The organism is Massilia atriviolacea (assembly GCF_003953935.1).
GTDB lineage: Bacteria > Pseudomonadota > Gammaproteobacteria > Burkholderiales > Burkholderiaceae_D > Telluria_A > Telluria_A atriviolacea.
In genome coordinates, this window is record NZ_RXLQ01000002.1 from 125,066 (window position 1) to 150,661 (window position 25,596).

At 67.1% G+C, this 25,596-nt stretch carries 26 protein-coding genes; 24 read left to right on the forward strand and 2 right to left on the reverse strand.

The features are described from left to right. From EJB06_RS03615 to EJB06_RS03645, 7 genes are read left to right on the forward strand one after another with little or no spacing between them, the layout of a single operon-like run. Positions 1-2,358 (forward strand): MMPL family transporter, encoded by a 2,358-nt coding sequence (locus EJB06_RS03615; protein WP_126072640.1) that lies wholly within the window; start codon positions 1-3, stop codon positions 2,356-2,358. After that, positions 2,351-2,905, forward strand: coding sequence for a DUF3261 domain-containing protein (locus EJB06_RS03620; RefSeq protein ID WP_126072641.1), 555 nt, complete (start codon positions 2,351-2,353; stop codon positions 2,903-2,905). Before EJB06_RS03615 ends, EJB06_RS03620 begins: the two co-directional genes overlap by 8 nt. Positions 2,906-2,909: 4 nt before the next feature. Beyond that, entirely contained in the window at positions 2,910-4,091 is a 1,182-nt protein-coding gene (locus EJB06_RS03625) for a beta-ketoacyl-ACP synthase (protein ID WP_126072642.1), read from the forward strand. Continuing rightward, positions 4,088-4,564: an ApeP family dehydratase gene (locus EJB06_RS03630; protein ID WP_126072643.1), complete on the forward strand. Its 477-nt coding sequence runs from the start codon at positions 4,088-4,090 to the stop codon at positions 4,562-4,564. Before EJB06_RS03625 ends, EJB06_RS03630 begins: the two co-directional genes overlap by 4 nt. Beyond that, entirely contained in the window at positions 4,565-5,308 is a 744-nt protein-coding gene (locus EJB06_RS03635) for a 3-ketoacyl-ACP reductase FabG2 (RefSeq protein WP_126072644.1), read from the forward strand. Further along, the gene (locus EJB06_RS03640; protein WP_126072645.1) at positions 5,305-6,534 is read left to right on the forward strand and encodes a beta-ketoacyl-ACP synthase; all 1,230 of its coding nucleotides are present in this window, start codon (positions 5,305-5,307) and stop codon (positions 6,532-6,534) included. Before EJB06_RS03635 ends, EJB06_RS03640 begins: the two co-directional genes overlap by 4 nt. Positions 6,535-6,551: 17 nt before the next feature. Then, positions 6,552-7,004 (forward strand): excinuclease ATPase subunit, encoded by a 453-nt coding sequence (locus EJB06_RS03645; RefSeq protein WP_126072646.1) that lies wholly within the window; start codon positions 6,552-6,554, stop codon positions 7,002-7,004. Between the two features lie 45 nt (positions 7,005-7,049). On the opposite strand, the gene EJB06_RS03650 is transcribed toward EJB06_RS03645, so the two are convergent. Continuing rightward, positions 7,050-7,484, reverse strand: coding sequence for an Sbal_3080 family lipoprotein (locus EJB06_RS03650; RefSeq protein WP_126072647.1), 435 nt, complete (start codon positions 7,482-7,484; stop codon positions 7,050-7,052). Positions 7,485-7,672: 188 nt separating this feature from the next. Between EJB06_RS03650 and EJB06_RS03655 the strand changes: the two genes are divergently transcribed. Together EJB06_RS03655 and EJB06_RS03660 are read left to right on the forward strand one after the other, a co-directional pair. Further along, the gene (locus EJB06_RS03655; protein WP_126072648.1) at positions 7,673-9,271 is read left to right on the forward strand and encodes a methyl-accepting chemotaxis protein; all 1,599 of its coding nucleotides are present in this window, start codon (positions 7,673-7,675) and stop codon (positions 9,269-9,271) included. Positions 9,272-9,326: 55 nt separating this feature from the next. After that, complete coding sequence (locus EJB06_RS03660; RefSeq protein WP_126072649.1) at positions 9,327-10,388, forward strand: porin; 1,062 nt, start codon at positions 9,327-9,329, stop codon at positions 10,386-10,388. 34 nt (positions 10,389-10,422) lie between these two features. Here EJB06_RS03660 and EJB06_RS03665 read toward each other — a convergent pair whose 3' ends face one another. Then, the gene (locus EJB06_RS03665; RefSeq protein WP_126072650.1) at positions 10,423-10,983 is read right to left on the reverse strand and encodes a PAS and helix-turn-helix domain-containing protein; all 561 of its coding nucleotides are present in this window, start codon (positions 10,981-10,983) and stop codon (positions 10,423-10,425) included. 144 nt (positions 10,984-11,127) lie between these two features. Here EJB06_RS03665 and EJB06_RS03670 point away from each other — a divergent pair, with 144 nt between their 5' ends. The 15 genes from EJB06_RS03670 (at position 11,128) to EJB06_RS03740 (ending at position 25,586) form a co-directional block, all read left to right on the forward strand. Continuing rightward, a complete protein-coding gene (locus EJB06_RS03670) occupies positions 11,128-11,826 on the forward strand; it encodes a CoA transferase subunit A (protein ID WP_126072651.1) in 699 nt (232 codons plus the stop codon). Positions 11,827-11,843: 17 nt separating this feature from the next. Continuing rightward, positions 11,844-12,494: a 3-oxoacid CoA-transferase subunit B gene (locus EJB06_RS03675; protein WP_126072652.1), complete on the forward strand. Its 651-nt coding sequence runs from the start codon at positions 11,844-11,846 to the stop codon at positions 12,492-12,494. A 299-nt stretch (positions 12,495-12,793) separates the two neighbouring features. Further along, positions 12,794-13,435, forward strand: a complete 642-nt coding sequence (locus EJB06_RS03680; protein WP_126072653.1) for a response regulator — start codon at positions 12,794-12,796, stop codon at positions 13,433-13,435. A 205-nt stretch (positions 13,436-13,640) separates the two neighbouring features. Next, entirely contained in the window at positions 13,641-14,378 is a 738-nt protein-coding gene (locus EJB06_RS03685) for an alpha/beta fold hydrolase (protein ID WP_307720435.1), read from the forward strand. A 10-nt stretch (positions 14,379-14,388) separates the two neighbouring features. Then, the gene (locus EJB06_RS03690) at positions 14,389-16,482 is read left to right on the forward strand and encodes an ATP-binding protein (RefSeq protein WP_126072655.1); all 2,094 of its coding nucleotides are present in this window, start codon (positions 14,389-14,391) and stop codon (positions 16,480-16,482) included. Between the two features lie 37 nt (positions 16,483-16,519). Continuing rightward, positions 16,520-16,936 carry a response regulator gene (locus EJB06_RS03695; protein WP_126072656.1) on the forward strand — a complete coding sequence of 139 codons (417 nt, stop codon included), beginning with the start codon at positions 16,520-16,522 and terminating at the stop codon, positions 16,934-16,936. 8 nt (positions 16,937-16,944) lie between these two features. Then, positions 16,945-18,078: a methyl-accepting chemotaxis protein gene (locus EJB06_RS32155; protein WP_126072657.1), complete on the forward strand. Its 1,134-nt coding sequence runs from the start codon at positions 16,945-16,947 to the stop codon at positions 18,076-18,078. Between the two features lie 41 nt (positions 18,079-18,119). Beyond that, on the forward strand, positions 18,120-18,488 hold the full coding sequence (locus EJB06_RS03705) for a response regulator (protein WP_126072658.1): 369 nt from the start codon (positions 18,120-18,122) through the stop codon (positions 18,486-18,488). After that, positions 18,485-18,784 carry an STAS domain-containing protein gene (locus EJB06_RS03710; RefSeq protein WP_126072659.1) on the forward strand — a complete coding sequence of 100 codons (300 nt, stop codon included), beginning with the start codon at positions 18,485-18,487 and terminating at the stop codon, positions 18,782-18,784. Before EJB06_RS03705 ends, EJB06_RS03710 begins: the two co-directional genes overlap by 4 nt. Positions 18,785-18,797: 13 nt before the next feature. Next, on the forward strand, positions 18,798-20,900 hold the full coding sequence (locus EJB06_RS03715) for a chemotaxis protein CheA (RefSeq protein ID WP_126072660.1): 2,103 nt from the start codon (positions 18,798-18,800) through the stop codon (positions 20,898-20,900). Positions 20,901-20,985: 85 nt separating this feature from the next. Further along, entirely contained in the window at positions 20,986-22,662 is a 1,677-nt protein-coding gene (locus tag EJB06_RS03720) for a methyl-accepting chemotaxis protein (RefSeq protein ID WP_126072661.1), read from the forward strand. Between the two features lie 11 nt (positions 22,663-22,673). Next, the gene (locus EJB06_RS03725) at positions 22,674-23,204 is read left to right on the forward strand and encodes a chemotaxis protein CheW (protein WP_126072662.1); all 531 of its coding nucleotides are present in this window, start codon (positions 22,674-22,676) and stop codon (positions 23,202-23,204) included. Further along, positions 23,205-24,035, forward strand: a complete 831-nt coding sequence (locus EJB06_RS03730) for a CheR family methyltransferase (protein ID WP_126072663.1) — start codon at positions 23,205-23,207, stop codon at positions 24,033-24,035. It begins immediately after the preceding gene. Between the two features lie 4 nt (positions 24,036-24,039). Then, positions 24,040-24,519, forward strand: coding sequence for a chemotaxis protein CheD (locus tag EJB06_RS03735; RefSeq protein WP_198420755.1), 480 nt, complete (start codon positions 24,040-24,042; stop codon positions 24,517-24,519). Then, positions 24,516-25,586, forward strand: coding sequence for a protein-glutamate methylesterase/protein-glutamine glutaminase (locus EJB06_RS03740; RefSeq protein ID WP_126072664.1), 1,071 nt, complete (start codon positions 24,516-24,518; stop codon positions 25,584-25,586). Before EJB06_RS03735 ends, EJB06_RS03740 begins: the two co-directional genes overlap by 4 nt. The last annotated feature ends 10 nt before the right edge of the window (positions 25,587-25,596 follow it).

Consider the following 25,596-nt stretch of genomic DNA (forward strand, 5'->3'; position numbering starts at 1 on the left):
ATGGAAGTCAAGCGCCACAAGTGGCTGGCCTGGACCTGGGCCCTGGTGGTGTGCGCCCTGCTGGGGCATAACGCCTACCTGTGGATGGTCCAGCGCATCGTGCCGGACACCGATATCCTGGCCCTGCTGCCGGTGCAGGAGCGCGACCGCGTGCTGCAGGAGTCGTTCACGCACATGGTGGACGCGGCGCAGCAGCGCGTGATCGTGCTGGTCGGCGCCGCCGACTGGCAGGACGCCAAGCGTGCGGCCGACGCCTACAATGCGGTGCTGGCCACCAGGCCGGGCGTGCTCGACGCGGTCAAGCTGTCCGACGAAACCCAGGGCGGCTGGCTGGCGCCGTTCCAGAAGCACAGCGTGGCCTTGCTGACCGCGCAGCAGGAAGCGCAGCTGCGCAGCGAAACGCCGCAATTCTGGACCGAGGCTTCGCTCGCCAAACTCTACACCGCATTCTCGGGCCCGAAACTGGGAGCGTTCCGCGACGATCCGTTCGGCCTGTTCACCGGCTGGGTCCAGGAACGCGCGCAGGAAACCCCGGTGCGTCCGCGCGACGACAGGCTGTTCGTGGCCGACGGCGAGCGCCAGTATGTACTGATGCCGATGACGATGCGCGCGCCTGCATTCTCGATGACGGCCCAGCAAACCGTGGTGCCGCTGCTGGAACAGGCAAAGCAGGCGGCGCTCAATGCCGCGCCGCAGGCCAGGGTCATCACCGCCGGCGTGGTGCTGCATGCCTCCGCCGCCAGCAGCCAGGCCGAGGGCGAAATGTCGACCATCGGCGTCGGCTCGCTGGCCGGCATCGTGCTGCTGACCTGGTTCACCTTCCGCTCGCTGCGCCCGATCGCGCTGGTGCTGCTGTCGATCGGGATCGGTTTCCTCGGTTCGCTGTCGGTGTGCTGGCTGCTGTTCGGCCGCATCCACCTGCTCACCCTCGTATTCGGCGCAAGCCTGATCGGCGTGGCCCAGGACTACGGCATCTACTACCTGTGCAACCGCCTGAGCGCCGCTCCAGGCGAAGGCTCGGTGCCCCTGCTCAAGCGCCTGCTGCCTGGCCTTTGCCTGACCTTGCTGGCGGCGGTGATCGGCTACATGGGCCTGGGCTTCACGCCGTTCCCCGGCCTGCGCCACATGGCCGTGTTTTCCGCCACGGGACTGGTGTTCGCGTGGCTGACGGTGGTGTTCTGGTTCCCGCTGCTGGTCTCCGGCGGCACCCTGAAGACCGGCGCGCTGGGGCGGCGCTACGGCGCCACCCTGGCGCACTGGCCGCGCGCGCGCATGAATGCGCCGACCTTCGTCGTCGGGGCGCTGTTCGTGCTGCTGGCCGGTGCCGGCTGGTCGCGCCTGGGCGTCAACGACGACATCCGCTCCCTGCAAACGCCGCCCAGGCACCTGATCGACGACCAGATCAAACTCGGCAAGCTGCTCGACGCGCCGACGCCGGTGCAGTACTACCTGGTGCGCGGCGCCAGCGCCGAAGTCGTGCTCCAGCGCGAAGAGGCACTCAAGCGCCGCCTCGATCCGCTGATCGCGGCAAAGCGCATCGGCGGCTACCAGGCCATGTCGAACTGGGTGCCCTCGGCGCGCACCCAGACCGAACGGCGCGCTCTGGTCGAGAGCAAATTGCTGGCGCCTGGCGGCCCGCTCGACGCGGTGGCCAAGGCCATCGACGAAGACAGCGCCTGGGTGGCCGCCACGCGTGCGCACCTGATGGCGCCGCGCGCGCCGCTCACGCCTGAAGAATTCCTCAAGACGCCGCCGAGCGAACCATGGCGCCACCTGTGGCTGGGCGAGATCGAGGGCGTGCACGCCAGCATCGTCGCGCTGCGCGGCATGAGCATGGCCGCGCTGCCCGACCTGCGCAAGGCCGGGGAGGGCATGGAAGGCGTGCAGTGGGTCGACAAGGTGGCCGAGATTTCGTCGGTGCTGGGCCGCTACCGCGCCTACATGGGCTGGGCGGTACTGGCCGCGTACGCGGTGGTGTTTGCGCTGCTGTATCCGCGCTACCGGGGCAACGCCTGGCGCGTCCTGGCGCCGACCGCGGTGGCCAGCATCGCCACCCTCGGCGTGCTGGGCCTGGCCGGCCAGCCGCTGCAGCTGTTCCATGTGCTCGCGCTGATGCTGCTGCTCGGGGTGGTGGTCGACTACGGCATCTTCATGCAGGAGCATCCCGGCCTGCGCGATACGGCGCCATGGCTGGCCGTCGGCCTGTCGGCCGCGAATACGATTCTCGCTTTCGGCCTGCTTGGCCTGAGCCGCACCCCGGCCCTGCAGGCCTTCGGGCTGACCATGCTGATCGGGACCACGCTCGCGTGGCTGCTGGTCCCCTGTTTTGCCAATACCAAGGAAAAAGCCCATGCATGACCGTCTTCGTTTAACAGCGCCACTGCTGGCGGTGCTCCTGGCGGCGCTGCTGGCCGCCTGCGGCACGCCGCCGGCGCCGCTCGCGCGACTCGGCATCAAGCTCGCGCCGCAAGCGCTGGAGTCGACCATCAGCGTGCAGCAGCACCTGAAGGTCGAGCGCAAGGGCCGCATCGACGAACTCGATGCGGCGGTCGAAGTCGATCCGCAGCAGGTGCAGATGGTCGGTCTGGCCTTCGGCCAGCGCGTCCTGAGCCTGAACTACGACGGCAAGGAACTGAGCTCCTGGCGCCACATGATGCTGCCCAAGCAGGTGCGCGCCGAAGACGTGCTGGAGGACATGCAGCTGACCCTGTGGCCGGCCGAGGCGATTGCGCGCAGCCTGCCGCAGGGCTGGCGCATCGAAGACGAAGGCCTGCGCCGCACCCTGACCCTCGACGGCGCGGTGGTGGCCAAGATTAGCTACTCGCAGATGCCGCGCTGGAGCGGCACTGTCATCCTCGACAACCTGCGTTACGATTACCGCCTGACCATCGAGTCGGCGCCTTAAGACTATGAAGCTGTTTCTAAACGAATGCGGGATCGTCTGCGCGCTGGGCGATTCGCACGCTGAGATCAAACGCCGCCTGTTCGCCGGCGAAAGCGGCATTGCGCCGACCGAGGCCTGGTCGCCGGGACGCACGCTGCCGCTCGGACGCGTGCTGACCGGCCTGCCCGACGGCGCCGCGCTGCCGCTCGGCCAGCGCAGCCGCAACAACCGGCTGGCCCTGGCCGCGCTGGCGCAGATCCGCGCCGCCGTCGACGCCGCCGTGGCGCGCTACGGCGCCAGCCGCATCGGCATCGTGATCGGCACCAGCACCTCGGGCATCGCCGAAACCGAAGCGGCGCTGCAGGCGCACTTTGCGGGTGCGTCGCTGCCGCCCGATTTCCATTACGCGCAGCAGGAAATGGGCTCGCCCGCCGCCATGCTGGCCCATGAGCTGAAGGTCTCCGGCCCGGCCTACGCCCATTCGAGCGCCTGCGCGTCCGGCGCCAAGGCCATGGCCAGCGCCGCGCGCCTGATCCGCATGGGGCTGTGCGACGCCGTCCTCAGCGGCGGCGTGGACACCCTGTGCGGCTTTACGGTGGCCGGCTTCTCGGCGCTCGAATCGGTCAGCGCGGCGCGCTGCAATCCCCTCAGCGCGAACCGTGGCGGTATCAATATCGGCGAAGGCGCCGCCCTGTTCCTGATGACGCGCGAGCCGGCGGCCGTGGCGCTGTGCGGCTGGGGCGAAGCCTCGGACGGCCATCACATGTCGGCGCCCGATCCGGCCGGCAGCGGCGCGCGCCTGGCGATCGCCGAAGCGCTGGGGCGCGCCGGCGTCGAACCGGCGCAGATCGATTACATCAACCTGCACGGCACCGCCACCATCCAGAACGACGCGATGGAGTCGCGCGTGGTGCACGAGCTGTTCGGCGCCGCGGTGCCGGTCAGTTCCACCAAAGGCTACACCGGCCACGCGCTCGGCGCGGCGGCCGCGCTGGAAGCGGCCCTGATCTGGATGGCCATGCAGATTGACAATCCGGAGGGCTTGCTGCCGCCGCAGTTGTGGGACGGCGTGCCCGATCCGGCGCTGCCGGCCCTGAACGTGGTGGCGCCCGGCGCGCGCCTCGGGCGTCCGCTCGACTGGGCGCTGAGTAACTCGTTCGCCTTCGGCGGCTCGAACGCCACCCTGATCCTGGGACGGACCCGATGAACAGCGACAGCTTCCCCGACATCCGCGCGCTGGTCCCGCACGAAGGCGAGATGGTCTTCCTCGACCGCGTGGTCACCGCCGGCACCAGCACCCTGTGCGCCGAAGTGACCATCGGCCAGCACAGCGTATTTTTCGACGCTGCCGGCGCCGAGCCGGGCGTCGGTTCCTGGGTCGGCATCGAGTACATGGCGCAGGCCATCGCGGCCCATGCCGGCTTCCTGGCGCGCCTGCGCGGCGACGCCGTGCGCGTCGGCTTTCTGCTCGGCGCGCGCCGCTACACGGCCAATGTGCCCCTGTTCGCGCTGGGCAGCGTGCTGCACGTGCATGTCCAGCACGTGCTGCAGGGCGAGAACGGCCTGGGCGCGTTCGACTGCCGCATCGACGATGGCGCGACCGCCGCGACCCTGGCCAGCGCCACCATCACGGTCTTCCAGCCCGATAACGTTAACGAATTTTTGCAGCGGAGTTTTTAAATGAGTAGCCAGAGCAGTATCAACGAGACAGTATTGGTGACGGGTTCCTCGCGCGGCATCGGCAAGGCCATCGCGCTGCGCCTGGCGCGCGACGGCTACGATATCGTCGTTCATTGCCGCAGCCAGCGCGCCGAGGCCGACGCGGTCGCGCGCGAGATCGAGGCCATGGGCCGCAAGGCGCGCGTGCTGCAGTTCGACATCGGCGAGCGCGCGGCGGTAGCGGCCGCGCTGCTGGCCGACATCGAACAGCATGGCTGCTACTACGGCGTGGTGTGCAATGCCGGCGTGGCGCGCGACAATGCCTTTCCGGCCATGAGCGGCGAGGACTGGGACATCGTCCTCAAGACCAACCTCGATGGCTTCTACAACGTGCTCAATCCCCTGGTCATGCCGATGGTCCAGCGCAGGAAACCCGGCCGCATCGTCACCATGGCCTCGGTCTCCGGCCTGGCCGGCAATCGCGGGCAGGTCAACTACAGCGCCGCCAAGGCCGGCATCATCGGCGCCACCAAGGCGCTGGCGGTCGAACTGGCCAAGCGCGCGATCACCGTCAACTGCGTCGCGCCCGGCCTGATCGAGACCGACATGATCGGCGACGTGCCGCTGGAAGAAGCGCTCAAGATGATTCCCGCCAAACGCATCGGCAAGCCCGAGGAAGTGGCGGCGGCGGTCAGTTTCCTGGTCGGCGCCGACGCCTCGTACGTCACGCGCCAGGTTATCAGTGTCAACGGAGGCATGGTATGAAGCGGCGCGTGGTCGTCACCGGCATGGCCGGCATCAGCCCCCTGGGCAACGACTGGGCCGCGATCCGCACGCGCCTGGGCGAGTACCGCAACGCCATCGTGCCGATGGGCGAGTGGGCCGACTACGAAGGCCTCAATACCAAGCTGGGCGCGCCGGCCGCGCCGTTCGACCTGGGCGAGCGCTTTCACCGCAAGGCGATCCGCAGCATGGGGCGCGTGGCGCTGATGGCCACGCGCGCCAGCGAAATGGCGCTCGAGCACGCCGGCCTGCTGGAGCATCCGCTGCTCAAGAGCGGGCGCATGGGCGTGTCCTTCGGTTCGTCCGCCGGCACCCCGAGCGCGATCGGCGACTTCGGCCGCATGATGGAAGAGCGCAGCACGCGCGGCATCAACGCCACCACCTACATCAAGATGATGGCGCATACGGCGCCGGTCAATATCGGCGTGTTCTTCGGTTTGACCGGACGCGTGATCACCACCTCGTCGGCCTGCACCTCGGGCAGCCAGGGCATCGGCTACGCGTATGAGGCGATCCGCAACGGCCAGCAAACGGCCATGGTCGCCGGCGGCGCCGAGGAATTGTGCGCCACCGAAGCGGCGGTGTTCGACACCCTGTTCGCCACCAGCACCCGCAACGACATGCCGGCCACCACCCCGCGCCCTTTCGACGGTGCGCGCGACGGCCTGGTGATCGGCGAGGGCGCCGGCTGCCTGATCCTGGAAGAGATGGAGCATGCGCTCGCGCGCGGCGCCGCCATCCACGCGGAGCTGGTCGGTTTCGGCACCAACAGCGACGGCTGCCACGTCACCCAGCCGAATGCGGCGACCATGAAGGTGGCGATGCAGCTGGCCCTGGACGACGCCGGCCTGGCGCCCGCCGCCATCGGCTACGTGAATGCGCACGGCACCGCGACCGAGCAGGGCGACATCGCCGAATCGCAGGCCACGGCGGAGATGTTCGGCGCGCGCGTGCCGTTCAGTTCACTGAAAAGCTATATGGGCCACACCCTGGGCGCCTGCGGCGCGCTGGAAGCGTGGATCAGCATCGAGATGATGCGCGAAGGCTGGTTTGCGCCGACCATCAACCTGGAGCAGGTCGATGCGCGCTGCGCGCCGCTCGACTACATCCACGGCGAGGGGCGGCGCATCGACACCGACTACATCATGAGCAACAATTTTGCGTTCGGCGGCATTAACACGTCGCTGATTTTTAAGAAGTATGGCTAACCTGGAGATATAAACGAATGAAAAAAATCCTCTCGACGATGGCAGTTCTCGCAGCAATCGGCAGCGCATTGCCTGCGCACGCGGCCGACAAGAAGGTCATGATGCCGATCGCCGGCGCGATGGAAGACAATGGCGCCAAGGAGCGCCTGGGCGACTCCATCAAGTTCTATTTCGGCACGCAGAAGACGCCGAAGGTCCTGGAAAAGCGCGGTTCCGACCAGACCAGCCAGAAAACCAATGCCTTCGCCAAGAGCGACCAGGCGGTGTGCCACTGGGCCTTCCTGTCGGCCATGCTGGCCTTGCAGAAGCGCGCACAGGAAGTCGGCGCCGACGCGGTGATCAACATCACCAGCAACTACAAGAACATCCCGTATTCGAGCGAGACCGATTTTGAATGCCACGTCGGCAATGTGGTCGGCGGCGTCGCCCTGAAAGGCGACTTCGTGCGCCTGGCAGGCGGCAAGAAGTAATACCGCAGCATGCAGCGCGGCCTGGAGCCCAGGCCGCGCTCGCCATCAGGATCCCGCCATGCGCGGGAACAGCTGGTCGACCAGCTCCGTGATTTTCTTTTCGGCCCCGATGAACTTGCCCATGTTGCCGCCGCCGCGCGTCGCATCGTAGGTGGCTTTGCCGGACGGCTTGCCGTTCTTGTAGACGATGATGTCGGCATACGACATGTACATCGCCAGGTCCCAGCGCCAGCTCGCCGTGTAGGTCGAGGTGACCGGGCACGCGATGAGCGAGGCGTCGGTGGCCAGGCGCTTGACCTCGTATCCCTTGTTGCTCAAGGCATTCTCGTAGGCGTCGAGGAAGGTCGCGCGCACGTTGCCGTTCTGGACGATGCACACCGTCTTGCTGTCGAAGCGCTCGACCGGCTTGACGTTCTGGTGGATGGCGCAGCCGCTCAGGGCGAACAGGGCGAGGGAGATTCCGGCGATTTTGGCGATCATGTAGTTTCCAAATGGAAATTAAAGCCGCACTATATCATTCTGTTTCCGCGTAAACATATCTATTCCAGTAAAAACCAAGACTCGGTCAGCCAAACCTCAAAAAGCAACGCCTATTCGGGAATTATTCGACATGGATCACTACGGGGCATAGAATCCACAGTTGTCCATCGGAAACTAAAGAGGCCGCCATGTCCTGGTTCTACAATCTGAAGATTGCGCGCAAGCTGATGCTGGTGTTTGCCCTGGTCATTGCGATGGCCTGTTTCCTGGGCGTGTTCTCGATCGGCCAGCTGGTCAAGGTGCGCGACGCGTCGAACGAGATCGCCACCAACTGGCTGCCCTCGGTCCGCTACCTGGGCCAGGTGCAAGCCTCGCTGTCGCGCTACCGCATTTCGGAAGCGACCCACGTGCTGCTGCCGGACGAAGCCGACATGCAGGCCACCGACAAATCCATGGCCACGCGCCTGGACACCCTGCGCAAGCAGCAAGCCTCGTACGCGGCCCTGGTGACCGAGCCGGAAGAAACGCGGCTCTACAAGGAACTCGCGGTGGCGCTGGACGCCTACCTGGCCGAGAGCAAGAAGGTCACCGACCTGTCGCATGCCGGCAAGAAGGATGAAGCGCGCGCCGCCTTCCGCGGCCCGTCGAACAAGCTGTTCCGCCAGATTAACGAGGCGCTCGACGCCATCATCAAGATCAACGATGGCGGCAGCGCGGCATCGGCGGCATCGGCCATGCAGACCTACCAGATGGCGCGCAACATGATCATCGGCAGCCTGGCGGCGCTGGCGGTGGTGGGCATGCTGCTGGCCATGTGGCTGGCGCGCATCGTGGCCCGCCCCCTGCAGGAAGCGGTGACGATCGCCGGACGCGTTGCCGGCGGCGACCTGACCGCGGCGATCGTCCCGACCAGCGAGGATGAAACCGGCCAGCTGATGACGTCCCTGCGCAGCATGAACGACAGCCTGCTCGGCGTGGTCCAGCAAGTGCGCGCCGGCACCGACACGATCGCCCTGGCCTCGGCCGAAATCGCCAGCGGCAACCTGGACCTGTCGAGCCGCACCGAGGAACAGGCCAGCTCGCTCGAAGAAACCGCTTCCGCCATGGAAGAACTGACCTCCACCGTGCGCCAGAACGCCGACAATGCGCGCCAGGCCAATCAGCTGGCCATGACCGCGTCCACCATCGCCAGCGACGGCGGCGCCGTGGTCAACGAGGTGATCAGCACCATGGAATCGATCAGCGCTTCCTCGCGCAAGATCGTCGACATCATCAGCGTGATCGACGGCATTGCCTTCCAGACGAATATCCTGGCGCTCAACGCCGCCGTCGAAGCGGCGCGCGCGGGCGAGCAGGGCAGGGGCTTCGCGGTGGTCGCGTCCGAAGTGCGCAACCTGGCCCAGCGCAGCGCGGCGGCGGCCAAGGAAATCAAGCAGTTGATCGACAATTCGGTGTTCCAGGTCGATGCCGGCACCGCGCTGGTGCAGCGCGCCGGCAACACCATGACCGAGGTGGTGGTCAGCGTGCGCCGGGTGAGCGACGTGGTGGCCGAAATCTCGGCCGCCAGCCACGAGCAGAGCACCGGCATCGACGAAGTCAACAAGGCCATCGTGCAGATGGATGAAGTGACCCAGCAAAACGCGGCCCTGGTCGAAGAGGCGGCGGCCGCCGCCGGCGCCTTGCAGGAACAGGCCGACAAGCTGGCAAGCGTGGTCAGCGTGTTCCGGCTCGACAGCGCCAGCCCCGGCGCACGTCCGGCATCGCGCGCAGTGGCCTTGCGGCCGTAAGCGGCGCGCCATCCACGCCTGAGCGCCAGCCCCGTTCCATCCATCGGAGAGATCAATGAAAAGCCCGTCGTTTGCCCTTGCCATCCTTGCCCTCGGCGCCAGCGCCGCAGCCCAGGCCCAGTCCAGCGTCCAGATTTACGGCCTGCTCGACGCGGGTGTCGACTATGCGTCCGATGCCGGCGCGGGCGGCAAGTCGGCCACCCGGGTCAGTTCGGGCGGCATGAATACCTCGCGCTGGGGCTTGCGCGGCAGCGAAGACATGGGCGGCGGCCTGAAAGCGGTGTGGAACCTGGAAGGCGGGGTGCTGATGGATAGCGGCGGCGCCGACGGCGCGCTGTTCCGGCGCCAGGCCTATGTGGGCCTGGACGGCAGGTTCGGCCGCGTGGTGCTGGGGCGCTCGTTTACCAGCGTGTACGACACCGTCATCCAGTTCGACCCGATGGGCTTTGCGCCTTTCTATTCCTGGGCCACGGGCGGGCCGGCCACCGGCGCGTCGCGCTACGGCATGACGACCGGCTTCGACAATATGCTCAAGTATGCGGGCACCAGCGGCGCCTTCAAGTACGGCGCCAGCTACGGTTTCGGCGAGCAGGGCAACGGCGCGCGCGACAGCGCCAAGCTGGCCGCCGCGCTGAGCTACAGCGCCAAGGGCCTGGGGCTGATGGGGACCTGGGAGCGGATCGACGGCAATACCCTGCCGGCCAGCGGGCGGCGCGACGAGACGAGCGTCATCCACGCCGGCGCGACCTATGAAGCCGGCGCCTTCAAGTTGTACCTGAGCGGGCGCGATTACCGGGCCAGGCAGGGCAACCGGACCTTGCGCGACGTGGAAGGCCAGACCGTCTGGGCCGGCCTCGCCTGGAAGGGCTTGCCGAACACCACGCTGACCGGCGCGGTGTACAGGATCGACGTGCGCAACGTGGCGGGCGGCACCGATGCCGATCCGCTCATGTACGTGGCGCGCTACCGCTATGCGCTGTCGAAACGCACCGATGTCTACGTGGCGGCGGCCTACGCCAAGGCGAAAAACGCGCGCCTGACCGGCCTGTCGCGCGACGATGCCGGCTTTGCCGATACCCAGCGCGGGGTGATCGCGGGCGTGCAGCACCGTTTCTGAGGGGCCGCCGCCGGCGCGGCATCCGGCAAGCAGTTCAGCGGCTGACCCCGACCAGCTTGTGCACCAGCTCGGACGAGGTGGACGCCGAGAATTTGCGCATCAGCTTGGCGCGATGCATTTCCACCGTGCGCGGGCTGAGGTCGGTCTCGCGCGCGATCACCTTGCTGGTCTTGCCTTCCACCAGCAGCGCGGCGATTTCGCGTTCGCGCGGGGTCAGTTCGGCCGTGACCGGGCGCTTTTCGCTGACATCCTCGAACGTCCATACCCCGGCCCCGAGCGGATCGCGCGCATCGAGGGCGCGCCCGCTCACATGGCACCAGAACAGTTCGCCCCCGGCGCGGCGCATGATGCGCTCGTCCGAATACACGCCGCGCGCGTTCATCACCGGGATGATGCGGTCGCCCGTGCGCAGGAATTCATCCATGGTCGGATACAGCACCAGGAAGGACTGGCCGTCGAGCGCGCCATGGGCGTAGTCGAACATCGAGGTCAGCGCATCGTTGCAGGACTGGATCACGCGGTCGACCGAAATGCACATGCCCACCGGGGCGTGGCGAAAAATGGTTTCGTAGTCGATGGCGTATGATGCGGTCATTGGAAGGTGTTCAGTGATTCGGTGACAGGGGGCAAAAGCCGGTAGTTCTACGGTATTGTGCTTTCGGCCCGCGTATTTTATGCTGAGAATCCACTGTGCAGTGGAGATGGAAGATTTTAGCCTAACTATAAAAAGGGACAGGGAATGAACAAAGTTTATCCTGACGCGGCATCGGCGCTGGCCGGCATCGTGAGCGACGGCCAGACCATCGCAGTCGGCGGCTTCGGCCTGTGCGGCATACCGGAAGCGCTGATCCTGGCCTTGCGCAACAGCGCCGTCAAGCAGCTCACCGTGATCTCCAACAATGCCGGCGTGGACGACTTCGGCCTCGGCCAGCTGCTCACCACGCGCCAGATCAAGAAAATGATTTCGTCCTACGTGGGCGAGAACAAGGAATTCGCACGCCAGTACCTGGCCGGCGAACTCGAACTCGAATTCACGCCGCAGGGCACGCTGGCCGAAAAGCTGCGCGCCGGCGGCTCGGGCATTCCCGCGTTTTTCACCAGGACCGGCGTCGGCACCATCGTCGCCGAGGGCAAGGAAGTGCGCGAGTTTGACGGAGAACAATACGTGATGGAGCGCAGCCTGGTAGCGGACGTGTCTCTGGTCAAGGCCTACATGGCCGACCGCGCCGGCAACCTGGTGTACCGCAAGACCGCGCGCAACTTCAACCCGAACGTGGCGATGGCCGGCAAGATCACCATCGTCGAAGTCGAAAAGCTGGTGGAAGTGGGCGAGATCGATCCCGACCAGGTGCACACGCCGAGCATTTTCGTGCACCGCATCGTCGTCAACGCCACGCCGGAAAAGCGCATCGAACAGCGCACCGTGCGCACCAACTAAGACCACAGGAGAAGAAGATGGCATGGACTCGTGATGAAATGGCCGCGCGCGCGGCGAAAGAATTGCAGGATGGTTTTTATGTGAACCTGGGCATCGGTTTGCCGACCCTGGTGGCGAACTATGTGCCAGCGGACATCGAAGTGTTCTTGCAGTCCGAAAACGGCTTGCTCGGCATCGGGCCCTTCCCGCTTGATGCCGAAGTCGACGCCGACCTGATCAACGCCGGCAAGCAGACCGTGACGGCCTTGCCCGGCGCTGCCTATTTCAGCTCGGCCGATTCCTTCGGCATGATTCGCGGCGGCAAGATCAACCTGGCGATTCTTGGCGCGATGCAAGTGTCGGCCCAGGGCGACCTGGCCAACTGGATGATTCCGGGCAAAATGGTCAAGGGCATGGGCGGCGCCATGGACCTGGTGGCCGGCGTCAAGCGCGTGGTGGTGGTGATGGAACACGTCGCCACGGCCAAGGATGGCTCGACCTCGCATAAAATCCTGCCCAAGTGCGACCTGCCGCTGACCGGCGTGGGCGTGGTCGACCTGATCATTACCGACCTGGGCGTGATCGAGGTGTCCGCATCCGGCCTGAAGCTGGTGGAACTGGCGCCCGGCGTGACGAAAGAGCAGGTGGTGGCCGCCACCGGCGCCGAACTCGACGTCAGCGCGCTATAACATACCGCGCCCGCGTGGCGCAAATGCCGTGCAAACGAAACAGCACCGGGATACACACCGGTGCTTTTTTTTCGTCTGTATGGACGGAATGATCGTAGAATCGCCATAGTGGTTTTGATTGCATTTCCTTAATGCTTTGGCATTAAGGAAATGTAAGTACTGGTCACTGCGCATTGCGCTGGAGAAAACATTACTTACCCATTCATCACGCACGAGCGCGCTGCGCCACGCCGCCAGTCCGGCGCGTGGCCGCGCGCCTGCGGCCGCCGCGGCCGCGCATCGACGCTGGGGCGCCGCCCATGACCCGGCCTGTGCGCATCCTCCTGATCGACGACCATACGGTGGCGCGCTACGGCCTGCGCCTGATGCTGGCCGGCGCCGATGAGCTGCAGGTTGCCGGCGAGGCCGACAGCGCTGCCGCCGCCCAGCAACTGCTGCGCACCGAGCCCTTCGACGTGGCCCTGCTCGACATCGGCCTGCCCGACAAGAACGGCCTGGAATTGCTCAAGCAGGTGCGCGAACAGCATCCGGCCCTGGCGGTGCTGATCGTGAGCGTGTACAGCGAGGATATCTACGCGCTGCGCGCCCTCAAGCTGGGCGCGTCCGGCTACCTGACCAAGACCTGCAGCGCCGCGAGCCTGATCGACGCGGTGCGCAAGGCGGCCGCCGGCGGCAAGTACGTCACCCCGTCGCTGCTGCAAAAGCTGGCCGGCATGCTCGGCGGCGGCCCCGGCGGCGTGCTGCACGACGCGCTCACCGACCGCGAGCTGGAAATCTTCCGCATGATCGCCTCGGGCGAAAGCCTGGTCGGCATCGCCGCCGCCCTGCACCTGAGCCCGAGCACGGTGACCACCTACCGCGCCCGCATCCTCGACAAGATGGACATGAAAAGCAATGCCGAACTGACACGTTACGGCCTCGATCACGGCTTGCTGGGTTAGCAAGCAAGCGACAGCCTGTAGTGGATCCACTACAACGGCCCCGGACAAAGTCCCGACAAACGATCACACAAATCCACGATAGCGAGTTTTTTACCCAAGGGCAATACTTGAATCCAGGGCGTAGTTACACGCAGTATGGATCGGGGGCAGGATGTCCGCTTTGAGGAAAAACAATGTTCGTGTTGATGGAGCGGGGCAGCAAGCCATGCTGTTCGCCCATGGCTTCGGCTGCGACCAGGGCATGTGGCGTTTCGTCGAGCCGTCCTTCCGCGCCGACTACCGCACCGTGCTGTTCGACCATGTGGGCGCCGGCCAGGCCGACCTGGCTTGCTACGACCCGGTCCGTTACAGCAGCCTCGGCCAGTATGCCGACGATGTGCTCGACATCTGCCGCGAACTGGCGCTCGACCAGCCGGTCTTCGTCGGCCATTCGGTGTCGGCCATGATCGGCATGCTGGCCGCGATCAGGGCGCCGCAGCTGTTTGCGCGCCTGGTGCTGATCTGTCCATCGCCGTGCTACATCGACGACGGCGACTACGTGGGCGGCTTTTCGCGCGACGACATCGCCGGCCTGATCGACTTTTTGGACGATAACTTCGTCGCCTGGTCGGGCGCCATGGCCCCCGCCATCATGGGCAACGCCGAGCGTCCGGAACTGGGCCGGGAGCTGGAAAGCAGCTTTTGCCGCACCGACCCGACCGCCGCGCGCCAGTTCGCCCGCGTCACCTTTTTGTCCGACAACCGGCGCGAGCTGGACTTGCTGCGCACGCCGTCCCTGATCCTGCAGGCGTCGGACGACGCCATCGCCCCGCCGGCCGTGGGCCGCTATCTGCACCAGGCGCTGCGCGGCAGCACCCTGGTCCAGCTGGCCGCGCGCGGCCACTGCCCGAACCTGAGCGCGCCACAGGAAACCGTGGCGGCGATCCGTGATTACCTGCGCTGAGGACCTCGCCATGAACCCGTCCACCGCCAACATCGCTCCGGACCTGCTGGCCCTGATGGAGCAGGGCGCCGTCGACCAGTACCAGCAGGCGCCGGTCGGCTTCGTGTGCCTGTCGGTCGACGGCTGGATCGGCACCCTCAACCAGACCATGCTCGACTGGACCGGCTACGGCCGCGACGAGCTGGTGGGGCGGGTCCGCTTCCAGGACCTGATCGGCGCCGGCGCCCGCATCTTCTTCGACACCCACCACGCGCCGCTGCTGATGATGCAGGGCTTCGTCAACGAAATCGCGATCAACCTGCGCGCCAAGGATGGCGCCCTGATTCCGGTGCTGGTCAATTCGGTGCTCAAGCGCGACGCCGAAGGGCGTCCGCTGCTGATCCAGATGTCGGTCTTCAACGCCAGCGAACGCCGCCGCTACGAGCGCGAACTGCTGCAGGCCAAGCGCGCCGCCGAGCAGGCCGCCGTCACGCTCGAACAGCGCGTCCAGGAGCGTACCAGCCTGCTGGCCGACGCCCTGGCCCACGCCGAAGCGGCGGTGCATGCCAAGAACGACTTCCTGGCCAATATGAGCCACGAAATCCGCACCCCCCTGAACTGCATCCTCGGCATGGCGGCGCTGGCGCTGGAGGGCGCGCCCGACGCGCGCCAGCGCAATTACCTCGACAAGATCGGGCAGTCGGGCCAGCACGTGCTCTCGATCGTCAGCGAGATCCTCGACTTCTGCAAGATGGAGGCGGGCAAGCTGCAGATCGAGCAGCTGCCGCTGGACATGCGCAGCACCATCGCCGAAGTGGCGGCCGGCTTCGTGGTGATGGCGCGCGAAAAAGGGCTCGCGCTCAAGGTGCGCATCGACGACAGCGTGCCCGAACGCGCCGTCGGCGACCCGCTGCGCATTGCCCAGATCCTCGGCAACTACATCGGCAATGCGATCAAGTTCACCGAGCGCGGCGAAGTCAGTATCGACGCCTGCCTGGTCGGCACCGAACGCGAACGCATGCGCGTGCGGATCGAGGTGCGCGACAGCGGCATCGGCCTCTCGCCCGAGGAGCAGCAGAACCTGTTCCAGCCCTTCCACCAGGCCGACAGTTCGACCACCCGCAAATACGGCGGCACGGGCCTGGGCCTGGCCATCTGCCGCCAGCTGGCCGACATGATGGACGGTACCGTGGGCGTGACCAGCGCGCGCGGCGTGGGCAGCCTGTTCTGGTTCGAAGTGCTGGTGGCCGCGCCGGCGCCGACCATGCTGCCGGAACTGGCGCCCAGCCGCGCCCAGGCCGGCCGTTACGAAGCGGTCGAGCGCACCATGGCGCGCCTGGCCGGCCGGCGCCTGCTGCTGGCCGAAGACAATCCGCTGAACCAGGAACTGACGCGCATCCTGGTCGAACGCGCCGGCGCCACCATGGCGCTGGCCGGCAACGGCGCCGAAGCGCTGGTGGCGCTGGCCGGCGGCGACTTCGACTGCGTGCTGATGGACGTGCAGATGCCGGTGATGGACGGCCTGAACGCGGCGCGCCACATCCGCGCCGATGCGCGCCTGAACCACCTGCCGATCATCGCCATGACCGCGAATGCCTTCAAGAGCAACCGCGACGACTGCCTGGCCGCCGGCATGGACGACTTCCTGGTCAAGCCGATCGAGGCCGGCCTGTTCTACCGCACGGTGGCGCACTGGATCGACGGCGGCGACGCGCGCCTGGCGCCGCCGTCGGCCGAGGGCGCCGCCGCGGCCGCGCCGGGCGAATCTGGCGAGACCATGTCGCTGTCGGTGCTGGCCGCGCTGGTCGACAACGACCCCGACACCATGAGCCGCCTGCTGCGCATTTTCCTCGACAACGCCGCCAGCACCATCGGCGAACTCGAAGCGGCCCTGGGCGCCGGTTCGCTGGCCGCGCTCAAGACGCTCGGACACCGCCTCAAGTCGTCGGCGCGCGCGGTCGGCGCCATGCGCCTGGCCGACGCCTGCCAGGCGCTCGAAGAGCTGGGCGGCACCGAGCCGGCGGCGGCGCTGGTCGGGTCCTTGCCGGCCATGCTCGACGCGCTGCGCCAGGAGCTGGCCGCCAGCCACCTGGTCCCGGTCGAACCGAGTACAGCGGCGCACTGACGCCATACCATCCCACTAAAAAAAGCGAGCAACCACCATGACCGCCATTTCCACCCCGACCACGCTGGCATCGCTGCACGTGCTGCTGGTCGACGACGACCCCTTCATGCTCGAACTGCTGGGCAGCATGCTCAATAAAATGGGCGTCACGCGCGTGTCCCAGGCCACCGACGGCGAACGCGGGGTGGCCGCCATGGGCGCCGGGCGCAGCATGCCGGACGTGGTCATCTGCGACATCCACATGCCCGGCAAGGACGGCTTCCAGGTGATGGAGGCGATGGCCGCCAGCGGCTACAAGGGGGCGGTGGTGCTGCTGTCCGGGATGGATGCGCGCACCCTCAATTCGGCCACCTTGATGGCGCGCTTCCACCACCTGAACGTGCTGGGCGTGATGTCCAAGCCGGTCTCGAAGGCGGCGCTGTCGGACCTGCTGTCGCGGGCCAGGCCATTGTAGGAGCGACCATGCATACCTCGACCCTCGCTTATTCCGATTCCTCCGCGCGGCGCCTGCTGGCCTGGCGCCACCTGCCGGCGCTGGCCGCCTGCGCCAGTGCCGCCTTGCCGCTGCTGGGCCAGTCCGTGTGGCTGAAACTGGGCGCGCTGGCGGGCGTGGCCGCCGCCTGCGCCTGGAGCGCGCTGCGCGAGCCCGCTCCGGCGCTGCCGGCCGATGGCGCCGCCGCGCCGGTCCAGGACGGGACCGAGATGGCGGCGCTGCTCGGCGACGTGCTGCCGGTGTGGGAGCACCATGTGGCCTCGGTGCGCAGCCAGTCCGAAGAAGCGATCGGCCAGCTGATTACCTCGTTCTCGTCGATCCTGGCGCGCTTCGACGCCGCCGGCTTCCAGGGCGCGCACGGCGACTCCGTCGCCCCCGACTCGGCCATCAGCCTGCTGACCCTGTGCCAGCGCGAGCTCGGTCCGGTGATCGCGGTGCTGCAGAGCGTCATCGACAGCAAGGCCGGCCTGCTGGGCCACGTGCGCTCGCTGTCGGACACCATCGCCGAACTGAAGGAACTGTCGACCGAAGTGAGCCTGATCGCGGCCCAGACCAACCTGCTGGCGATTAACGCCTCGATCGAGGCCGCGCGCGCCGGCACCGCGGGACGCGGCTTTGCCGTGATCGCGGCCGAAGTGCGGCGCCTGTCGTCGTCCTCGTCCGACATCGGCAAGCGCATCACCGACCGCATGAACCTGGCCTCGGCCACCATGCGCACCACGCTCGACGTGGCCGGGCGCGCCGACGAAAGCGACCGCGAAGCGATGGTCTCGTCGGGCCACGTGATGGAAGACGTGCTCTCGCACGTGCGCGAACTGGCCGCGTCGACCGAATCGATGAAAACCAACGGCGGCGCCCTGCGCGGCGACGTCGCCGAACTGCTGGTGGCGCTGCAGTTCCAGGACCGCATCCGCCAGATCCTGGAGGTGGTCAGCGCCGACATGCTGCGCATGCAGCAGGCCCTGGGCGAGGGCGCGGCGCTGCCGCCGGCGCAGCAGTGGCTGGCCGACCTGGGCACGCGCTACACCATGGCCGAGGAACACCACGCGCACGCGGCGCCGGCCGCCGCCGCGGCCGGCGATGATGAAGTGACGTTTTTCTGATTTTTATACACACCAAGACAACGATAAAACAAGAGGGAACCATGGCAAAGACAATCATGATCGTCGACGATTCGAGCTCGGTGCGCCAGGTGATCGGGATCACCCTGCGCGGCGCAGGCTACGAAGTGATCGAAGGCTGCGACGGCAAGGATGCGCTGACCCGCCTCGACGGGCGCAAGGTGCACCTGATCATCAGCGACGTCAACATGCCGAATATGGACGGCATCAGCTTCGTCAAGCAGGTCAAGCTGCTGCCCAATTACCGCTTTACGCCGGTGATCATGCTCACCACCGAATCGGCCGAGGAAAAAAAGCGCGAAGGGCAGGCCGCCGGCGCCAAGGCCTGGGTGGTCAAGCCGTTCAAGCCGGACGTGCTGCTCAATGCCGTGCAAAAGCTGATCCTGCCATGAGCGCCACGCAAGAACGGGTGCTGCGCCTGGAGCCGGAGCTGACCATCTACAGCGCGGCCCAGGTCAAACAGGTCCTGGTCGACGCCCTGGTGGCGCGCGACCGGCTCACGCTCGACCTGACCGATGTGTGCGAAGTCGACAGCGCCGGCGTGCAGCTGCTGCTGGCGGCCATGCGCCACGCCGGCGCCCAGGGCGTGCCGCTGCTGCTGGCCAGCCACAGCGCGGCCGTGCAGGACGCGTTCGCGCTGCTCGGCTTCGACGCGCAGCTCGCGCCGCTCCACTCCACCGCCAACTGACGCGAGGCCCCGCATGAATCTCGACGACGCGCTGGTCACCTTCATCGCCGAATGCGGCGAACTGCTGCAGGACATGGAAGCGGCGCTGCTCTCCATCGGCGACGGCCAGGCCGATGGCGAAGCGGTCAACGCCATCTTCCGCGCCGCCCACACCATCAAGGGCTCGGCCGGCCTGTTCGGACTCGATCACATCGTCGCCTTCACCCACGTGGCCGAAAGCGTGCTCGATGTGGTGCGCACCGGCGCCTGCCCGCTCGATCCGGAACTGGTGGCCCTGCTGCTGGCCTGCCGCGACCACCTGGGCCACCTGATGGCCACGGTGCAGAGCGACGGCATGGCCGAGGACCTGTCCCTGACCGAGGCCGGCAAACCCTTGCTGGTGCGCCTGCAGCGCTACCTGGAGCCGTGCGCCGCCGCGCCGCAGGCGGCCAGCGACCTGTGGCGCATCTCCCTGCGTTTCGGCCCGCCGGTGCTGTGCAACGGCATGGACCCGATGTCCTTCCTGCGCTACCTGGGCACCATGGGCAGCATCGAATGCATCGAGACCTTGAGCGAAGCGCTGCCGCCGCTGGCCGAGATGGACCCGGAATGCTGCTACCTGGGCTTCGAGATCGGCCTGCGCAGCAGCGCCAGCAAGGCCGATATCGAAGGCGTGTTCGAATTCGTGCGCGACGACTGTCAAATCGCCATCGCGCCGCCGGCCAGCACCGTGTCGGACGCGATCCGCCAGATCGAAGCCAGTCCCGATACCCCCGAGCGCCTGGGCGACACCCTGGTGCGCACCGGCAGCGTCACGCGCAACGAGCTGGCCAGCGCGCTGCACCAGCAGGCCAGCGGCGACCCGGGCCGGCCGATCGGCGAGATCCTGATCGCCCAGGGCGCGGCCGCCGCGCCGGTGGTCGAAGCGGCGCTGGCGCGCCAGGGCAAGGCGCGCGACGCCCGTGGCCTGGACGGCAGCAGCATCCGGGTCGACGCCGAAAAGCTGGACCGCCTGATCAACCTGGTGGGCGAATTGATCATCACCACCGCCAGCGCCAACCTGATCGCGCGGCGCGCCCGCAACGTCCAGTTCCAGGAATGCAGTTCGACCCTGTCGGCGCTGGTGGAAGAAGTGCGCAACAGCGCGCTGCAACTGCGCATGGTGAAGATCGGCGCCACCTTCAACCGCTTCCAGCGCGTGGTGCACGACGTGGCGCGTGAACTGGGCAAGGACATCGCCCTGCACGTCAGCGGCGAAGACACTGAACTCGACAAGACCGTGGTCGAGAAGATCGGCGACCCGCTCACGCACCTGGTGCGCAACGCCATGGACCACGGCATCGAGGCGGCCGAGTTGCGCCTCGCGCGCGGCAAGCCGGCGGCCGGCGCCATCGCCCTGCATGCCTACCACGACTCGGGCACGATCGTGATCGAGGTGGCCGACGACGGCGGTGGCCTGAACCGCGAACGCATCCTGGCCAAGGCGATCGAGCGCGGACTGGTCGAACCGGGCCGGGTCCTGACCGATCCGGAAGTGTTCGCGCTGGTGTTCGAGCCGGGCTTTTCGACTGCCGAAAAAGTCACCAACCTGTCCGGGCGCGGGGTCGGCATGGATGTCGTCAAGCGCAACATCACGGCGCTGCGCGGCACCGTCGGCATCGACAGCATCGAAGGCCAGGGCACCACCGTGACGGTGCGCCTGCCGCTGACGCTGGCGATCATCAACGGCTTCCAGGTCGGGGTGGGGCGCTCGGTCTTCGTGATCCCGCTCGACATGGTCGACGAATGCGTGGAACTGCGCGCCGAAGCGGGCCACGATTTCGCCGACCTGCGCGGCCAGATCCTGCCGCTGCTGCGCCTGCGCCAGCTGTTCGCGGTGGACGGCGTGCCCGGTCCGCGCCAGAGCGTGGTGGTGGTCAAGTACGCCGGCCAGCGCGTGGGACTGGTGGTCGACACCCTGCTGGGCGAATCGCAGACGGTCATCAAACCGCTCGGCAAACTGTTTCAAAAGCTCGATTGCATCAGTGGTTCGAGCATCCTGGGCAGCGGCGAAGTGGCGCTGATCCTCGACGTGCCGGCGCTGCTGCGCGCGGCTCCCGCAGCGGCGGCGCCTCAGGCAGAGGCACTTATGCACTGAATCAGGCCAGCCGCGTCAACGTGCCATACGTGCACCACGTGCTCTGTCAGGAGCCACCGGAGTTACCTTTACAAGGAGTGAGATTATGAAATTTGGAAACCTGAACATCGGCGTGCGCCTGGCCGCCGGATTCGGCCTGATGCTGGCCCTGCTGATCGCCTGCGTGCTGCTGTCCATGAACCGCATGGCCGCCGTCCAGGGCAGCCTGGAACGGATCGTCGAAGTCAATAACGTCGAGATGGGCCTGGCCACCGCGATGCGGGTGACGGTCACCGACCGCATGCTGGCACTGCGCAACGTGGCGCTGCTCAACGACGCCAACGAGATGGCGCCCGAGATCGAGCGCATCAAGCGCCAGAAAGACAAGTACGACGAGACCGAGGCCAGGCTGGCCAAGATGTTCAGCGACCTGCCCGACACCTCGCCCGAGGAAAAAGCCTTCATGGGCCGCATCAAGGAAGCCGAATCGGTCATCCTGCCCGTGATGGCCAAGGCGCTGGCGCTGGGCCAGGCCGGCAAGAGCGACGAAGCGATCAAGGTCATGATCCACGATGTGCGCCCCTTGCAGAACAAGTGGCTGGGCGAGTTGAACGGCCTGATCGACCTGGAACAGAAACGCAGCGACCAGGCGTCGGTCGATGCGCGCAAAGCCTATGAGGCCGCGCGCACCGAATTGATAAGCCTGGGCGTGGGCGCCAGCGTCGTCGGCCTGCTGTTCGCCTTCCTGATCACCCGTTCGATCACCAAACCGATCAACGTGGCGGTGGCGCTGGCCGAAAAAGTGGCCAGCGGCGACCTGACCAGCGAGATCGAAGTCACCACCACCGACGAAACCGGCAAGCTGCTGCGCGCCATGAAGAACATGAACGAGAGCCTGGTGCGCATCGTCACGGAAGCGAACAGCTCGGCCGAAGCGGTGGCCAGCGCCTCCGAGGAAGTCAGCGCCACCGCGCAGGCATTGTCGCAATCGGCCAGCGAGCAGGCCGCCGGGGTGGAACAGACCAGCGCCTCGATCGAGCAGATGACCGCCTCGATCAGCCAGAACACCGAGAATGCCAAGGTCACCGACGGCATGGCGTCGCGTTCGGCCGAAGGCGCGGTCGAAGGCGGCGAAGCCGTGAAAGCCACCGCCGGCGCGATGAACCAGATCGCCCAGAAGATCGGCATCATCGACGATATCGCCTACCAGACCAACCTGCTGGCGCTGAACGCGGCGATCGAAGCGGCGCGCGCCGGTGAACACGGCAAGGGCTTTGCGGTGGTGGCGGCCGAAGTGCGCAAGCTGGCCGAACGCAGCCAGGTGGCGGCGCAGGAAATCAGCAGCGTGGCAGGCAGCAGCGTGGAACTGGCGCAGCGCGCCGGCAAGCTGCTCGACGAAATGGTCCCGAACATCAAGAAGACCTCCGACCTGGTGCAGGAAATCACGGCCGCCTCGGAAGAGCAGTCGACCGGCGTGAGCCAGATCAATTCGGCCATCGGCCAACTGAGCATGGCGACCCAGCAGAACGCATCGAGTTCGGAAGAACTGGCCGCCACCGCCGAAGAACTGAGCGGCCAGGCCGAGCAGCTGCAGCAGACCATGAGCTTCTTCCGCCTGGCGCGCGACGCCGGCGGCCACGCGCGCAGCAAGCCGGCCAAGCCGGCCGCGCCAGGCAGGCGCGCGCCAGCGGCCAAGCCGGCGCCGACCCGGTTCGGATCCGGCCTGACGCTGGCGCCGGCGGCGGCGGGTGCGCCCGACGAAGCCGATTTCACCAAGTTCTGAACGGGGGCATCATGAACCAACTGATCCAGAACCGGGCCGGGGCTGCGGCCGGCGCGCCGCCGGCAGCGGCGGCGCCGACCCAGTACCTGACCTTTACCCTGGGCGGGGAGACCTTCGCCATCGGCATCCTGGGCGTCAAGGAGATCATCGAGTACACCAGCCTGACCGACGTGCCGATGATGTCGGACTGCATTCGCGGCGTGATCAACCTGCGCGGCTCGGTGGTGACGGTGATGGACCTGTCGGTGCGCTTCGGCCGGCCGTCCACGCCGGTGACCAAGCGCACCTGCATCATCATCGTCGAAATCGACGACGGCGAAGAGCGCCAGGTGATCGGGGTGGTGGTCGATGCCGTCAACGCGGTGCTGGAGATCGCCCCCGGCGACATCGAACCGCCGCCGGCCTTCGGCGCGCATATCCGCAACGACTACATCGCCGGCATGGGCAAGATCAACGGCCGCTTCGTGATCCTGCTCGAAATCGGCCAGGTCTTCGCCGGCCTGCAGACGGACGACGCGGCGCTGGCCGCGCCGGACCAGTAAATGACGCGCCATTCCCACCAGGAGCTGCGGCCCGGGATCAGCCAGGCCGAATTCGTCCAGTTCCAGCGCTTTATCTACGACGCCGCCGGCATCACCCTGTCGGACGCCAAAAAGGCCTTGGTCAGCGGGCGCCTGGCCAAGCGCCTGGCGCACTGCGGGGTAGCCAGCTACGGCGAGTATTTCCGCCTGCTCGACAGCGGATCGCACAAGGACGAGGTGCAGGAAGCGATCGACCTGCTGACCACCAACGAGACCTATTTTTTTCGCGAAGCGAAGCACTTCGACCTGTTGCGCGAGCGCGCCCTCAGTCCCCAGCGCCCGCGCGGCGAGGCGTTCCGGGTGTGGAGCGCGGCCTGTTCCAGCGGCGAGGAATGCTACAGCATCGCCATGGTGCTGGCCGACTGCCTGGGCGAGCGGCCGTGGGAAATCATGGGTTCGGATATCTGCACCAAGGTGCTGCACAAGGCTCGCATCGGGCACTATCCGATGGAACGCGCGCGCCATATTCCCCAGCCCCTGCTGCGCAAGTACTGCCTGAAAGGCCAGGATGCGCAGGAAGGCACCATGCTGGTCGAGGCGAGCCTGCGCCGGCGCGTGCAGTTCGGCCAGGTCAACCTGAACACGGCGCTGCCGCAACTGGGCCAGTTCGACATGGTCTTCCTGCGCAACGTGATGATCTATTTTAACGGCGACACCAAGCGCCAGGTGGTCGACCGCATCGGCGCCCTGCTCAAACCCCACGGCTGCCTGGTGATCGGCCTGGCCGAGTCGCTCAGCGACACCGGCGCCATGGTCAAGTCGCTGGCGCCGTCGATCTACGTGAGGGCGTGAATGCATGCCGGATGCCAGCGTGATCGATATCTTCCTGCAGCCCGGTGATTTTTTCGTCGGCGACGCGGAGTTTCGCGTACGGACCCTGCTCGGGTCGTGCGTGTCGATCACCTTGTGGCAGCCGGACGCGCGCATCGGCGCCATGTCGCATTTTTTGCTGCCGGGGCGCAGCAAGGGCGCCCAGCCCGACGCCCGCTACGGCAACGATGCGCTGGACCTGATGCTGTCCGGCCTGCGCGCGCAGGGGGTGCAGGCAAGCGACTGCCAGGCCAAGCTTTTCGGCGGCGGGAACATGTTCCCCAGCCGCCGTTCCGAGCGTCCCGCCATCGGCATGCAGAACGGCGCGGAAGCGCGCGCGCTGCTGGCCGCGCATGCGATCCCGCTGCTGTCGGCCTGCCTGTACGGGGTCGGCCACCGCCAGATCATCTTCGACATCGCCAGCGGCGACGTCTGGTCGCGCCAATTCGAGAAAGTGGAGCAATGAACCGCATCAAGGTATTGATCGTCGACGATTCCGCAGTGGTGCGCCAGGTGGTGGCCGGGGTGCTCGCCGCCGACCCGCGCATCGAGGTCCTCGGCGCGGCGGCCGACCCGCTGCTGGCCATCGAATACATGCGGCGCCAGTGGCCGGACGTGATCGTGCTGGACCTGGAAATGCCGAAGATGGACGGACTGACCTTCCTGCGCAAGATCATGACCGAGCGCCCGACGCCGGTGATCATCTGCTCGACCCTGACCGAGGCCGGCGCGCGCGTGACCATCGACGCGCTGGCCGCCGGCGCGGCGGCCATCATCCAGAAGCCCAAGCTGGGCCTGAAGTCGTTTCTGAGCGCGGCGTCCGACGACCTGACCAGCGCGGTGCTGAGCGCGGCGCGCGTCAACGTGGCGGTGCTGGCCGGCCGCCGACCGCCGGCGCCGCCCCAGCCGGTGGCCAAGCTCAATGCCGACGCGGTGATCGCGCCGGGAACCGGCGGCACCCTGATCCAGACCACCGAGCGGGTGGTGGCGATCGGCACCTCGACCGGCGGCACCCAGGCGCTCGAAGTGGTGCTGGCGGCGCTGCCGCGCAACGCGCCGGGCATCGTGGTGGTCCAGCACATGCCCGAAAAATTCACGGCGGCGTTTGCCGAGCGCCTGAACAGCGTGTGCCGCATCACGGTGGTGGAGGCGGCGCACAATATGCGGGTGCTGCCGGGGCAGGCCCTGATCGCCCCCGGCGGCAAGCACATGCTGATGCGGCGCAGCGGCGCGCAGTACGTGGTCGATGTGGTGGACGGGCCGCTGGTGAACCGTCACCGGCCGTCGGTCGACGTGCTGTTTCGCTCGGTGGCAAAGTGCGCCGGGCCGAATGCGACAGGGATCATCATGACCGGCATGGGCGACGACGGCGCGGCCGGCCTGCTGGAGATGCGCAGCGCCGGCGCGCGCACCATCGCGCAGGACGAGGCCAGCTGCGTGGTGTACGGCATGCCCAAGGAGGCGGTCAAGCGCGGCGGCGTGCAGCACACGGTGGCGCTGGACGCGATCGCCCGCTCGATCACGGCGGTGTAGAGACAGGCTC